The sequence below is a fragment of the Streptomyces antibioticus genome (genome assembly GCF_002019855.1).
Taxonomy (GTDB): Bacteria; Actinomycetota; Actinomycetes; order Streptomycetales; family Streptomycetaceae; genus Streptomyces; species Streptomyces antibioticus_B.
Map to the genome: position 1 here is coordinate 2,854,645 of NZ_CM007717.1, position 13,156 is coordinate 2,867,800.

The 13,156-nt window shown below is 69.2% G+C and carries 13 protein-coding genes; 8 read left to right on the plus strand and 5 right to left on the minus strand.

The annotated features are described in order from the left end of the window. Window positions 1-80 precede the first annotated feature (80 nt). The 6 genes from AFM16_RS12675 (at window position 81) to AFM16_RS12700 (ending at window position 8,111) form a co-directional block, all read left to right on the plus strand. A complete protein-coding gene (locus tag AFM16_RS12675; protein WP_030796140.1) occupies window positions 81-1,052 on the plus strand; it encodes a hypothetical protein in 972 nt (323 codons plus the stop codon). A 97-nt stretch (window positions 1,053-1,149) separates the two neighbouring features. Next, window positions 1,150-2,256 (plus strand): multiple monosaccharide ABC transporter substrate-binding protein, encoded by a 1,107-nt coding sequence (gene chvE, locus AFM16_RS12680; RefSeq protein WP_078636921.1) that lies wholly within the window; start codon window positions 1,150-1,152, stop codon window positions 2,254-2,256. Window positions 2,257-2,288: 32 nt separating this feature from the next. Next, window positions 2,289-3,839, plus strand: a complete 1,551-nt coding sequence (gene mmsA, locus AFM16_RS12685) for a multiple monosaccharide ABC transporter ATP-binding protein (RefSeq protein ID WP_078633367.1) — start codon at window positions 2,289-2,291, stop codon at window positions 3,837-3,839. Further along, complete coding sequence (gene mmsB / locus AFM16_RS12690; RefSeq protein ID WP_030796146.1) at window positions 3,836-5,080, plus strand: multiple monosaccharide ABC transporter permease; 1,245 nt, start codon at window positions 3,836-3,838, stop codon at window positions 5,078-5,080. Before mmsA ends, mmsB begins: the two co-directional genes overlap by 4 nt. 58 nt (window positions 5,081-5,138) lie before the next feature. Beyond that, window positions 5,139-6,290 carry an aldose epimerase family protein gene (locus AFM16_RS12695; protein ID WP_078633368.1) on the plus strand — a complete coding sequence of 384 codons (1,152 nt, stop codon included), beginning with the start codon at window positions 5,139-5,141 and terminating at the stop codon, window positions 6,288-6,290. Window positions 6,291-6,428: 138 nt separating this feature from the next. After that, window positions 6,429-8,111, plus strand: coding sequence for a pyridoxal phosphate-dependent aminotransferase (locus AFM16_RS12700; RefSeq protein WP_078633369.1), 1,683 nt, complete (start codon window positions 6,429-6,431; stop codon window positions 8,109-8,111). Between the two features lie 7 nt (window positions 8,112-8,118). On the opposite strand, the gene AFM16_RS12705 is transcribed toward AFM16_RS12700, so the two are convergent. Both AFM16_RS12705 and AFM16_RS12710 read right to left on the minus strand, forming a co-directional pair. After that, window positions 8,119-8,472, minus strand: a complete 354-nt coding sequence (locus AFM16_RS12705) for a VOC family protein (protein ID WP_030796152.1) — start codon at window positions 8,470-8,472, stop codon at window positions 8,119-8,121. Between the two features lie 41 nt (window positions 8,473-8,513). Further along, window positions 8,514-9,020, minus strand: a complete 507-nt coding sequence (locus tag AFM16_RS12710) for an ATP-binding protein (protein WP_078633370.1) — start codon at window positions 9,018-9,020, stop codon at window positions 8,514-8,516. Between the two features lie 127 nt (window positions 9,021-9,147). Between AFM16_RS12710 and AFM16_RS12715 the strand changes: the two genes are divergently transcribed. Both AFM16_RS12715 and AFM16_RS12720 read left to right on the plus strand, forming a co-directional pair. Beyond that, window positions 9,148-9,969 carry a helix-turn-helix domain-containing protein gene (locus AFM16_RS12715; protein WP_030796156.1) on the plus strand — a complete coding sequence of 274 codons (822 nt, stop codon included), beginning with the start codon at window positions 9,148-9,150 and terminating at the stop codon, window positions 9,967-9,969. Further along, complete coding sequence (locus tag AFM16_RS12720) at window positions 9,966-10,268, plus strand: DUF397 domain-containing protein (protein ID WP_078633371.1); 303 nt, start codon at window positions 9,966-9,968, stop codon at window positions 10,266-10,268. Before AFM16_RS12715 ends, AFM16_RS12720 begins: the two co-directional genes overlap by 4 nt. A 48-nt stretch (window positions 10,269-10,316) precedes the next feature. On the opposite strand, the gene AFM16_RS12725 is transcribed toward AFM16_RS12720, so the two are convergent. The 3 genes from AFM16_RS12725 to arfA form a co-directional block, all read right to left on the minus strand. Continuing rightward, window positions 10,317-10,964 carry a DUF4360 domain-containing protein gene (locus AFM16_RS12725; protein ID WP_030796160.1) on the minus strand — a complete coding sequence of 216 codons (648 nt, stop codon included), beginning with the start codon at window positions 10,962-10,964 and terminating at the stop codon, window positions 10,317-10,319. Window positions 10,965-11,096: 132 nt separating this feature from the next. Then, window positions 11,097-11,558, minus strand: coding sequence for an RrF2 family transcriptional regulator (locus AFM16_RS12730; RefSeq protein ID WP_030796162.1), 462 nt, complete (start codon window positions 11,556-11,558; stop codon window positions 11,097-11,099). 25 nt (window positions 11,559-11,583) lie between these two features. Beyond that, complete coding sequence (gene arfA, locus AFM16_RS12735; protein ID WP_078633372.1) at window positions 11,584-13,110, minus strand: arabinosylfuranosidase ArfA; 1,527 nt, start codon at window positions 13,108-13,110, stop codon at window positions 11,584-11,586. Between the last annotated feature and the right edge of the window lie 46 nt (window positions 13,111-13,156).

Sequence of the window (13,156 nt, forward strand, 5' to 3'; positions counted from 1 at the left end):
CCCCCGCCCAGGCCCCCGCACACCCCCACCCCCGAACCTCGTCCGAAATACCGAACGTATCGATCGCGAAGGACAGCCCTGTGACGACCGACGCTTCCGCCACGGCAGCCCGCAGGCCCGGAGAGCAGGCCCTCACCTCGCTCGGCCTGGGCGCGCCCGCTCTCGATCCCGCCGATGCCTCCACCCACCGCTTCCCGGGCGGCGGCCGCTGGCGTACCGAGGTCCCGTCCTGTGAGGGGCCCGAGGCGCTGGCCGTGATCCTCAAGGAGGCGTCCCGGCTGGACGTGCCGATCCACCGGATCAGCCAGGGCAGCGGGGTGTGGATGCTGACCGACGCCGAGATCACCGAGATGGTCGAGGCGACCGCCGAACGGGACATCGAGCTGTGCCTGTTCACCGGTCCGCGCGGCACCTGGGACATCGGCGGCTCGACCCGGACCGACTCCCGCGGCGGCGGACTGCGCGCCCGGGGGCACGACGCGGTCGCCGGATGTGTCGAAGACGCCGTGCGGGCGACGGAGTTGGGCGTCAAGTGCCTGCTCGTCGCCGACGAGGGCGTGCTGTGGACGCTGCACCGGGCGCGGCGCGCCGGCATCGTCCCGGCCGACACGACGCTCAAGGTGTCGGCGCTCATCGGTCCCGTGAACCCGGCCTCGTACGCGGTGTACGAGCGGCTAGGGGCCGATTCGGTCAATGTGCCCAGCGATCTGACGCTGGCTCATGTCACCGAGATCCGCCGGGTCTCCGGCGCCCCCATGGACATGTACATCGAGGCCCCCGACGATCTCGGCGGGTACATCCGGATGTACGAGGTGGCCGAGCTGATCCGGCGCGGCGCACCGCTGTATCTCAAGTTCGGCCTGTCCAAGGCCCCCGGCCTCTATCCCTACGGACATCACCTCAGGGATCTGGCCCTGGCGACCGCCCGGGAGCGGGTGCGGCGCGGCCGGCTCGCCCTCGATCTGCTCGCGCGTCATGGCGCGAACGGCGGTATGGCACCGCTCGGTTCACGCCTGCCCGGCGAACTGAACAGATTCGACATCGGGTCATAACGTTCCGGACACCTGGCTTCACAGAAGCCGACACAGGCGCGCAGAATCCCACACAACTCTTCTCCGGCCTTCCCCTCGCACATCAAGGATGATGATCATGCGTAACCGCAGAGCCGCACTCGCCGCGATCGCCACCGCCGCCTCCCTCGCCCTGACCCTGTCCGCCTGCGGCCAGAGCAGCGAGGGCGGCAGCGAGGAGGACAAGGGCAGCAGCAAGGGCGGGACCATCGGCATCGCGATGCCGACCAAGTCCTCCGAGCGCTGGATAGCCGACGGCGACAACGTCGTGAAGGACCTGAAGTCCAAGGGCTACAAGACCAAGCTGGTCTTCGGCGAGGACGACCCCGACCAGCAGGTCGCGCAGATCGAGAACCTGATCACCCAGGGCGTCAAGGCGCTGATCGTCGCCGCCATCGACAACAAGTCGCTCAACAACGTGCTCCAGCAGGCCGCCGACGCCGACATCCCGGTCATCGCCTACGACCGTCTCATCCTCGGCACGGAGAACGTCGACTACTACGCCTCCTTCGACAACACCAAGGTCGGCGAGCTGCAGGCCAACTACATCGTCGAGAAGCTGGGCCTGGCCGACGGCAAGGGCCCCTTCAACATCGAGCTGTTCGCCGGCTCCAACGACGACAACAACACCAAGTACTTCTTCAACGGCGCGATGAGCGTCCTCCAGCCGTACATCGACAGCAAGAAGCTCGTCGTGCAGTCCGGGCAGACCGGCCTCACCCAGGTGACGACGCTGCGCTGGGACGGCGCCACCGCGCAGAAGCGCATGGACGACATCCTCACCAAGTCGTACTCCAGCAAGCGCGTCGACGCGGTCCTCTCGCCGTACGACGGCATCTCCATCGGCATCCTGTCCGCCCTGAAGTCGGACGACTACGGCTCCAAGAGCAAGCCGCTGCCGGTGCTGACCGGCCAGGACGCCGAGCTGGCCTCCGTGAAGTCGATCATCGCGGACGAGCAGACGATGACCGTCTACAAGGACACCCGCGAACTGGCCAAGGTCGCCTCGAACATGGTCGCCGCGGCCCTGGACGGCAAGACGCCGGAGACCAACGACACCAAGACCTACGACAACGGCTCGAAGGTCGTGCCCGCCTATCTGCTGGAGCCCGTGAGCGTCGACAGGACCAACTACCAGAAGGTCCTGGTCGACGGCGGCTACTACACCGCGGACGAGCTGAAGTAAGCCTCGTTCCCTACGGATTGGAAGGCACGACCATGGCGGGACCCGTCCTGGAAATGCGCTCGATCGTCAAGACCTTTCCCGGCGTCAAGGCGCTGTCGGACGTCACGCTGACCGTGCGTCAGGGCGAGGTCCACGCCATCTGCGGGGAGAACGGCGCCGGCAAGTCCACCTTGATGAAGGTGCTCTCCGGCGTCCATCCGCACGGCAGTTACGAAGGCCAGATCCTCTTCGAGGGCGAGGTCTGCGCCTTCAAGGACATCCGGGCGAGCGAGCAGCGCGGCATTGTGATCATCCATCAGGAACTGGCGCTGTCGCCGTTCCTGTCGCTGGCGGAGAACATCTTCCTCGGCAACGAACACGCCCGGGGCGGGTTCATCAACTGGCGCGAGACCCTGCGGCACGCCACCGAACTGCTGCGCCGGGTCGGTCTCGACGACCACCCGGAGACCCGCGTCGCCGACATCGGCGTGGGCAGGCAGCAGCTCGTGGAGATCGCCAAGGCGCTGTCGAAGAAGGTGAAGCTCCTCATCCTCGACGAGCCGACGGCGGCCCTGAACGACGAGGACAGCGACAAACTCCTGCATCTCATCCTGGAGTTGAAGAAGCAGGGCATCACCTCGATCATCATCTCCCACAAGCTCAACGAGATCCGCAAGGTCGCCGACTCGGTGACGATCCTGCGGGACGGCCGGTCGATCGAGACCCTCGACGTGAAGGCGCCGGAGACCACCGAGGACCGGATCATCAGCGGCATGGTGGGCCGCGACCTCGACCACCGCTTCCCCGAGCGCACCCCGCACGAGACCGAGGAGGGCACGGCCCCCGCGCTGGAGATCCGCGGCTGGACCGTGCACCACCCGCTCGACCAGCAGCGCAAGGTCGTGGACGACGTGTCGGTGCATGTCCGGCGCGGGGAGATCGTCGGTATCGCCGGGCTGATGGGCGCGGGCCGCACCGAACTCGCGATGAGCGTGTTCGGGCGGACGTACGGCCGGCACGCGGCCGGCACCGTCCTCAAGGACGGCCGGGAGATCCGTACGAAGACGGTCGCGGAGGCCGTCGGGCACGGCATCGCGTATGTCACCGAGGACCGCAAGCACTACGGCCTCAATCTCATCGACACCATCAACCGGAACATCTCCCTGACCGCCCTGGGCAAGGTGGCCCGGCGCGGGATCGTCGACGAGCACCAGGAGCGGCAGGTCTCCGAGGGCTACCGCACGTCGATGAACATCAAGGCGCCGACCGTCTTCGAGCCGGTGGGCAAGCTGTCCGGCGGCAACCAGCAGAAGGTCGTCCTCAGCAAGTGGATCTTCGCGGGTCCCGATGTGCTGATCCTGGACGAGCCCACGCGCGGCATCGACGTCGGCGCCAAGTTCGAGATCTACACGGTCATCGACCGACTGGCCGCCCAGGGCAAGGCGGTCGTCTTCATCTCCTCCGAGCTGCCCGAACTGCTCGGCATGTGCGACCGCATCTACACCATGGCCGCCGGACGGCTCACGGGCGAGTTCCCGCGGGCCGAGGCCACGCAGGAAGTGCTGATGCGTCAGATGACGAAGGACAAAGAGGTAACGCGATGAGCACCGATGTGACGGACAAGAGCCCGGCGGCCGCGCCGCCCGGCAAGGGCGGCGGACCGGCCGCCGGCAACCTGCTCCGGCTCGTGCTGGACGGTCTGCGCCGCAACATGCGCCAGTACGGCATGCTGATCGCCCTCGGCCTGATCGTGCTCCTCTTCCAGGTGTGGACCGGCGGCGACCTGCTGCTGCCGCGCAACGTCTCCAACCTGGTGCTCCAGAACAGCTACATCCTGATCCTCGCGATCGGCATGATGCTGGTGATCATCGCGGGGCACATCGATCTGTCGGTGGGGTCGCTGACGGCGTTCGTGGGCTCCTTCGCGGCGGTGCTCACCGTCCAGCACGACATCCCGTGGCCGCTCGCCCTGCTGCTGTGTCTGCTGGTGGGCGCGGTGGCCGGCTCGGTGCAGGGCTTCCTGATCGCCTATCTCGGCATACCGTCGTTCATCGTCACCCTCGCGGGCATGCTGCTCTTCCGGGGTCTGACGGAGATCCTGCTGGAGGGCCAGACCCTCGGCCCGTTCCCGGACGGCCTCCAGAAGATGGGCAACGGCTTCCTGCCGGAGGCGGGCCCGGAGACGAACTACCACAACATCACGCTGCTGCTCGGGCTCGTCCTGGTGGTGTTCGTCGTCCTCCAGGAGGTCCGCGACCGCAGGCGGCAGCAGGAGTTCGCGCTCGACGTGGTGCCGCGCAACCTCTTCCTGCTCAAGCTCGTCGCCATCGTCGCCGCGATGCTCACCGTGACCCTGCTGCTCGCCAGCTACAAGGGCGCGCCGATCGTGCTGCTGATCCTGGGCGTGCTGGTGGTCGGCTACGGCTATGTGATGCGCAACGCCGTCTTCGGCCGGCACATCTACGCGATCGGCGGCAATCTGCCGGCGGCCAAGCTGTCCGGCGTCAAGGACAAGAAGGTCACCTTCCTGGTCTTCCTCAACATGGGCGTGCTCGCGGCCCTGGCGGGTCTGGTGGTCGCCGCCCGTCTGAACGCGGCCTCGCCGAAGGCGGGACTGAGCTTCGAACTCGAGGCGATCGCCTCGGCGTTCATCGGTGGCGCGTCCATGAGCGGCGGTGTCGGAACCGTCCTCGGCGCGATCATCGGCGGTCTGGTCCTCGGTGTGCTGAACAACGGCATGAACCTCCTCAGCGTCGGCACCGACTGGCAACAGGTCATCAAGGGCCTGGCCCTGCTGGCCGCGGTCGGCTTCGACGTGTGGAACAAGCGCAAGTCCGGTTCGTAGGTCGACGATCAGGCCCCGCCCGCACGGCGGGGCCTGACCCTTACAGAGGGAGCCGCACATGGAACTGAACAGACGCACGGTCATCGCGGGCGCGGCGGCGGGTCTCGCCGCGACCACTCTGGGCTCCACGGCGGAGGCCGCCACCGGCCGGACCCCGTCGCGCAGGCTCTTCGGCACGCTCGCCGACGGCACCAAGGTCCACGTCTGGTCGCTCGCCAACGGCGGCACCCGGCTGAAGGTCCTCTCCTGGGGCGGCGTCGTGCAGTCCCTGGAGATCCCGGACCGGCACGGCCGGTACCGCAACGTCTCCCTCGGCTTCGGCACCATCGAGGAGTACGTCGCGAAGACCCCGTACTTCGGCGCGCTGATCGGCCGCTACGGCAACCGTATCGGCGGCGGGCGGTTCACCCTCGACGGCACGTCGTACCAGGTCAACGTGAACGACGGCGTGAACAGCCTGCACGGCGGCGCCCAGGGCTTCGACAAGCGGGTCTGGGACGTGGAGCCGTTCGTGAAGGGCTCCGACGTCGGCCTGTACCTGTACTACACCAGCGTCGACGGCGAGATGGGCTACCCGGGCACCCTCAAGGTGAAGGTGACCTACACCCTCACCCGGCACGGCGACTGGCGGATCGACTACGCGGCGACGACCACGAAGACCACGGTCGTCAACCTCACCAGCCACGTCTACTGGAACCTGGCCGGCGAGGGCAGCGGTTCGATCCACGACCACGAACTCTCCGTCGCCGCCGCCCGCTACACCCCCGTCGACTCGGGGCTGATCCCCACCGGCGAACTGGCGAAGGTCGCGGGCACGCCCTTCGACTTCCGGCGGGCCAAGGCGGTCGGCCGGGACATCCGCACCGCCCACCCCCAACTGCTGTACGGCAAGGGTTTCGACCACAACTGGGTCCTCGACAAGGGGATCACCGCACAGCCGGTCCCGGTGGCGACCCTGCGCGACCCGTCCTCCGGCCGCGCCCTGGGCATCGCCACCACCGAGCCGGGGCTCCAGTTCTACTCCGGCAACTTCCTCGACGGCACCCTCGTCGGCCCCGGCGGACACGTCTACCGCCAGGGCGACGGACTGTGCCTGGAGACCCAGCACTTCCCGGACTCGCCGAACAAGCCGTCCTTCCCGTCGACCACCCTTCGGCCAGGTCAGACATACCGGACGACGACGGTTCACACCTTCAGCACCCGGGGATGAGCACACATTTCTTTCACACCCCTTGAACAGGGTGAGGCACCCCTCCGTATCTAGAAGTGGCCCGCGCTCCCCCGCGCGGGCCACCCCAAGACGACGGGCCCGGACGTCCCCACCGGGCCCGCCCCATACGGAGGTTCCATGGCCGACAACGTCACCTCGTTGTTCCGCAGCACGGCGGCGCACAGCCCGTCGATGGCGGCGCTGACACGAGAAGGCGGCGAGGGAACCGGCCCGGTGGACTTCTGCATCCCCTGCAACCCCTACTTCCCCACCCCGGCGATGTTCGACGAGATGTCGGTCAGGTTCCGCGACATCATCACGTACTACCCGAGCAGCGCCGACACCATCACCTCCGAGCTGTGCAATCTGCTCCAACTCCCGCCGCAGGCCGTGGCGATGGGCAACGGCTCCACCGAGCTGATCACCTGGATCGACCATCTGCTGGTCCGTGAGTCCCTCGCCGTCCCCGTCCCCACCTTCGGCCGCTGGACCGACCAGCCCATGGAGACCGGCAAGCGGGTCGACATGTTCCCGCTCCAGGAGTCCAGCGGCTTCGCCCTCGACCTCGCCCAGTACGCCGAGTTCATCCGCACCCGGGGCACGCGGGTCGCGGTCATCTGCAACCCGAACAACCCCGACGGCGGCTTCCTGCACAAGCACGCACTGGTGCAGTTCATGGACGCCATGGCGGACCTGGACCTGATCGTCATCGACGAGTCGTTCCTGGAGTTCGCCGACGCCGAGCAGGAGCCGAGCGTCGTCCAGGAGGCCATGCTCCGCCCGAACGTCGTCGTGCTGCGCAGCCTCGGCAAGAACTTCGGCCTGCACGGCATCCGCTTCGGCTATCTGGTGGCGAACCCCTCGCTGGCCGGGCGGGTCCGCTCGATGCTGCCCAAGTGGAACCTCAACTCCTTCGCCGAGCACGTGGTGTTCATGCTGAAGGACCACGGCCCCGAGTACGCGCAGAGCCTGATGCAGGTGCGCCGGGACCGTCTGGAGATGGCCAGCCAGCTCTCCGCGCTGCCCGGCCTCACCGTCTACCCCTCGCAGGGGAACTTCCTCTTCGTGCGTCTGCCCGTCGGCGCGGAGGGGACCGTGGTCCGCGACCGGCTGCTCACCGAGCACCGGATCCTGGTCCGCGAGTGCGGCAACAAGATCGGCTCCTCCAGCCGCTTCCTGCGGCTCGTGGTGCGCCCCCAGGTCGACGTGCGTCGCCTGGTGTCCGGCCTGGAACAGGTGCTCTACGGGACCAGGAGGGGAGCCGCCGTGCCCGAGCTGAGCACCGGGACCAGCTACAGCTCGGGCACGGCGGCCGTGGACCGGCTGGTGGAGGCCACCAACGGGGCCGGTCTCGACCTCGCCTCCCAGGCCGTCGCCATGGCGGCCGCCCAGGCGCAGGCCCAGGCCGCGGCCCCCGCGCCGGTCGCCATGCCGGCGCCGTCCGACGGTGCCGGGATGCCGCTGCCCGCCGCGGCGCAGGTCTTCCCGCAGTCCATGCCGGCACCGGCCCCGGCGCCGATCCCCGCCCCGGCCCCCGCCCCGATGCCGATGGCCCCGGCGGCGGCGATGACCCCGGCGGCCATGGCGCCCGCGATGGCACCGGCCATGAGCCCGGCCGCGATGACCCCGGCGATGGCTCCCATGCCGCCCGCCCCCGCGCCCGCTCCGGCACCCGGCCCCACGCCGCCCGGTGTCCCGGCCCGCGGCGGCCTCACCGCCGCCCAGGTCCGCGGCACCAACGGCCTCGCCCCGGCGGCGGCCACCGGCTGGCCCAACGCCCAGAGCTGGCCGAACGCGGCGGGCATGGGCCAGACCGGCTGAGCGAGCCCTACTGGCGTCGGCTGCCGAGGATGCAGAACTCGTTGCCCTCGGGATCGGCCAGGACGACCCACGACTGGTCGCCCTGGCCGATGTCGACGCGCCGAGCCCCGTGCGCCAGCAGCCGCGCCACCTCGGCCTCCTGGTCGTCGGGCCGGAAGTCGAGGTGCAGTCGGCTCTTGGACTTCTTGACCTCGTCGATCCGGACGAAGTCGAGGCCCGGCGTACGGTCCGCCGCCGGGCGGATCTCGAACTCGTCGTCGGAGGTGTACACGACGACCCAGCCGAGCGCCTCCGCCCACCACTGCCCCAGCGCCGCCGGGTCCGTCGAGTGGACGATCACCTGTTCCCATTCCAAGGTCATCCGGGGAGCATAGACACCCCGAGGCCACGCCGAACAGGCAATTACCGTCTGGCGCTCCGGCCGAGCGGCCACAGCGGGGTCGCCTTCACCAGGGCCAGCCAGTTCGGTACGTCGACCTCGGCGCGGACCGTCTTGCCCGGCGGCGGCTGCCGGTCCAGCACCTCCCAGCGGGCCGCCAGCGCGTCCACGAGGACCAGCCCCCGCCCGTTCTCGGCCAGCGGCGCGGGCGGCCGTACGGCACCGGGTCCCGGCGGGCGCTCACCGGTGTGCGTGTCCGTCACCTCGATCCGGACACTGCCCGGCACGAGGGACAGCCTCAGCTCGAAGTCCCGTCCGGGGACGCGTCCGTGGGTCACGGCGTTCGCCGCCAGCTCCGCCACGAGCAGGGCGACCGTGTCCGAGACGACCGTGCCGTGCGGAATGCCCCAGGCGTCGAGCTGCGTCAGCGCGAGCCGCCGGGCCAGCCGGGCCCCTCTCGGGGTGGCGCTGAGGCGCTGGGAGAACACACGTACGGTGACGGCGGGTTGGGGGGTGGGTCGTGCGGTCATGGGGCCAATGTGGCGGGTGACCAGGGGGGTTCACCAGGTGTCCGCCGCGTACGCTGCGCGAGCGTACACGGTGACGTACTGGACACCGGCGGTCACGGGTCGTGACCATGGGGGGCGGGAGGTGACCATGGCGGTCAGCGGTGAGCCGGAGTCGTCGGACAGTCTGCGGACGTTCGGGGCGGTGGTCCAGGGCCTGCGGGAACATCACGGGCTGAGCAGGGAGGAACTCGGCGACGTCGTGGGCTTCTCCAAACACACGGTGGCGTCGGTCGAGTTGGGCCGCCGGATGCCGGACGAGGAGTTCGTGGAGGCGGCGGAACTGGTCCTGGGCAACACGGGTGCGTTGCGGCGGGCCGCCGGGTTCGTGGAGCGCCAGGCGGGCCTGGCGGACTGGTTCCAACGGTGGGCGAGGCTGGAGCAGACCGCCATCACCCTGTACATGTACGAGTGCCGGATGCTTCCGGGGCTGCTGCAAGCGGAAGCGTACGCACGGCAGCTTTTCGTCGACGAACTGCCGCCGCTCACCGACGAGGAGATCGAGGTCAACTGGGCGGCACGGGCCGAGCGACAGAAGTTGCTGCGGGAGCTGCCGAACACCGCCTTCAGTTTCGTCATCGAAGAGAGCGTGCTCTTACGGCAGACCGGCGGACTGGACGTCACCCGCGAAGCCATCGACCACCTGCTGGCGTTGGGGAGACTGCGGAACATCGCCATCCAGATCATGCCGTTGGTGAAGTGGTCGCACTCCGGACTGCACGGCCCGATGCAACTGCTGGAGACCCCTCAGCACAAGTGGTTCGCCTACCTGGAAGCCCCGGGAAGCGGGCAGCTCATCTCCGACGCGAAAGCCATCAGTGCGCTGCAATCGCGGTATGCAAGTATGCGTTCACAGGCACTCTCAAGCGAGGACTCCGTGGGCCTGTTGCAGCGGATACGAGGAGACCTATGAACACGTCTGAACTGGCCTGGTTCAAGAGCAGCTACAGCAGCAGCGGCTCTGGAGACTGCGTCGAGGTCGCTCTCGACTGGTACAAGTCCAGCTACAGCAGCAGTGGTGACGGGGACTGCGTCGAGGTCGCGGAAAACTGGCAGAAGTCCAGCTACAGCAGCGGGTCCGGAGACAACTGCGTCGAGGTCGCCGCACTGCCCGCCCATATCCACGTCCGTGACTCCAAGGACAAGTCCGGCCCTCAGCTCACCCTTTCCCCCACCGCCTGGGCGGACTTCGTCACGCACGCGGCGCAGTGAACGTACGGGCCGTCCGTCGCCCCGCCGGGAGACGGACGGCCCCGCCGTTCACTTCCGCGGGCACTCCTTCCACGCCATGTGGTACACCGTGCTGATGTCGCCGTCGGTCGAGTCCATGGTCATGAAGCTGACCTTGCTCGGCGAGGACGTGCCCGCGTTCACCCGGATCTCGGTGTTGATGTTGAAGTTGCGCTGCACACCGCACGGCGCGTAGACGAGGTTCGCCCAGTCCGTGGTGTCCGTCGCCTGCCAGTTGTCGTTGTACGCGCCGGTGAAGTTGTGGTTCTTGAACACCGTCTGCGACGAGCCCTGGAAGTAGTACGAGGCCCGCTGCACCGCGCTGGAGCCGGCCTGGAGCGAGGCGAACCCTCGGTAGTCCGCCTGGGCGATGGCGTACGTGAAGCCCGACGGGACGTGCACGACCAGGCTGAGCTGGCAGTTCTTTCTGAAGGCCGTGGGGTCGGAGTTGCCGCCGACCTGGGCGAGGTACTCGCTGTAGGTCACGGTGAAGGCGGTGTTGTCCTCCGACACGGCCACGGCGGCCGTACCGGGGCGACAGCCGGAGCCGTTCACCGTGGCGACGTCGATGACGATCTTGTCCGGGGGCGGGTCGCTGAACACCGGCGAGCTGTTCGCCGGAAGCGCGGCGGTGACGAGTGCGACGACGGCGCCGCCGAGGAGCAGGCCACTTGCCATGGGGGGTCTCTCCCAACTGTGAAGTTGCTGTGAAGAACCTTGGCGAACGCATCGTAGGAACCGGCCTGTTGCCGGGGCAGGACGATCCCCGGCCATTCACCCCGGCCCGTTCACAGCGTCACGCGCGCAACCTCACGGGTTCTCCCAGGCGGCCGGTTCCGCCGCCAGCGCGGTCACATGGGCGGGCAGCGCGTCGGCCGCTATGTCGGCGATCGTGACGCCCTCCAGGATCCGGCGGACGTTGGCGCGCAGCGCGATCCACAGGGGCAGCAAGGGCTGTGCGGAGCCGGTGTAGGTCAGGCCGGTGGGGCGTTCGCCGCGGACGGAGACGATGGGGCCGTCCACCGCTCTGATCACGTCCGCGACGGTGATCGACGCGGCGTCGCGGGCGAGGCGGTAGCCGCCGCCTCCGCCACGCCGGCTCTCGACGACCCCGCCGCGCCGGAGGTCGCCGAGGATGCCCTCCAGGAACTTGTGCGGGATGTCCTGGGCGGCGGCGATCGTCTCCGCCTTGACCGGGGCGTCGTCGGAGTGCCGTACGGCAAGCTCCAGTACCGCCCGTACCGCGTAGTCCGCCCGTGCCGAGATCCTCATGCGCCCATTGTGGGTCAGGGGCGGGTCAGGTCGCGGTTCGGGCCAGCCGGATCACGTTCCAGGAGAGGGGTTCGAGGGTCGCGGTGAGCCGCTCGCCGGCCAGGGTGGTGCCGGTCACCGGGTGCGGGACGACCCGGTCGGGCTCGGCGAGCGTGTTGCGGGCGTCCGGGTCGGCGTCGGCGAGGGCGCTGTGCTCGACCACCTCGGTCAGGCCGAGGCCGGTCAGGGTCACCTCCAGCGGCAGCGGTCCGGTGCGGCCGCGGTTCACGGCGAAGACGGTGACCGAGCCGTCGTCGGCGCGTACGGCGGTGGCGTGCAGGAGGTCCGTCTCGCCGTACTTCGCGGTCGCGTACGTCGGGGAGTCCACCCGGACGTCGAGCACCTCGCCGCGGCCGTGCCGGGACGCCTGGGCGAAGGGGAAGAAGGTGGTCTGGCGCCAGGCCGGGCCGCCGGGCTCGGTCATGATCGGCGCGATGACGTTGACGAGCTGGGCGAGGCAGGCGACCGTGACGCGGTCGGCGTGCCGCAGCAGGGCGATGAGGAGCGAGCCGGACACGACGGCGTCCAGGACGCTGTAGTTGTCCTCCAGGAGGCGCGGGGCCTCCGGCCAGTCGGCGGGGTCGGCGGCGCGTTCCTGCTGCTGCCAACGGGACATGTACCAGACGTTCCACTCGTCGAAGGAGAGGCTGATCCGCTTCTTCGACTTGAGACGGGCGCCCACGTGGTCGCAGGTGGCGACGACGTTCTCGATGAAGGACTCCATGTCGACGGCCGAGGCGAGGAAGGAGTCGAGGTCGCCGTCGTGCGGCTCGTAGTAGGCGTGCAGGGAGATGTGGTCGACGAGGTCGTAGGTCTCGGCGAGGACCGTGGCCTCCCAGGCGGCGAAGGCCGGCATGGCCTGGCTGGAGCTGCCGCAGGCGACGAGTTCGACGGACGGGTCCATCTGGCGCATCGCGCGGGCCGTCTCGGCGGCGAGGCGGCCGTACTCGGCGGCGGTCTTGTGGCCGGTCTGCCAGGGGCCGTCCATCTCGTTGCCCAGGCACCAGAGTCTGATCCCGAAGGGTTCCTTGTCGCCGTGCGCGATCCGCAGGTCGGACAGGGCGGTGCCGGCGGGGTGGTTGGCGTACTCCTGGAGTGCGAGGGCCTCGGCGACGCCGCGGGTGCCGAGGTTGACGGCGAGCATCGGCTCGGCGCGCGGGCCGAGCTTGCGCAGGAACGCGATGTACTCGGAGAGGCCGAAGCGGTTGGTCTCCGTCGAGTGCCAGGCGAGGTCGAGGCGGCGGGGGCGCTCGTCCTTCGGGCCGACCGAGTCCTCCCACCGGTAACCGGAGACGAAATTGCCGCCCGGGTAGCGGATCGTGGTGACGCCGAGTTCGCGGACCAGGTCGAGGACGTCGGTGCGCAGGCCGTCGGCGTCCGCGGCGGGGTGGCCGGGTTCGTGGATGCCGGTGTGGACGCAGCGGCCGAGGTGTTCCACGAAGGAGCCGAAGAGGCGGGGGCTGACCCGGCCGACGGTGAAGGCGGGGTGGAGGGTGAGGCGGGCGGTTCCCATGGACGCCTTTCGCATCTGCCTGGTTCCCGGTGTTCGGTGTTCACTG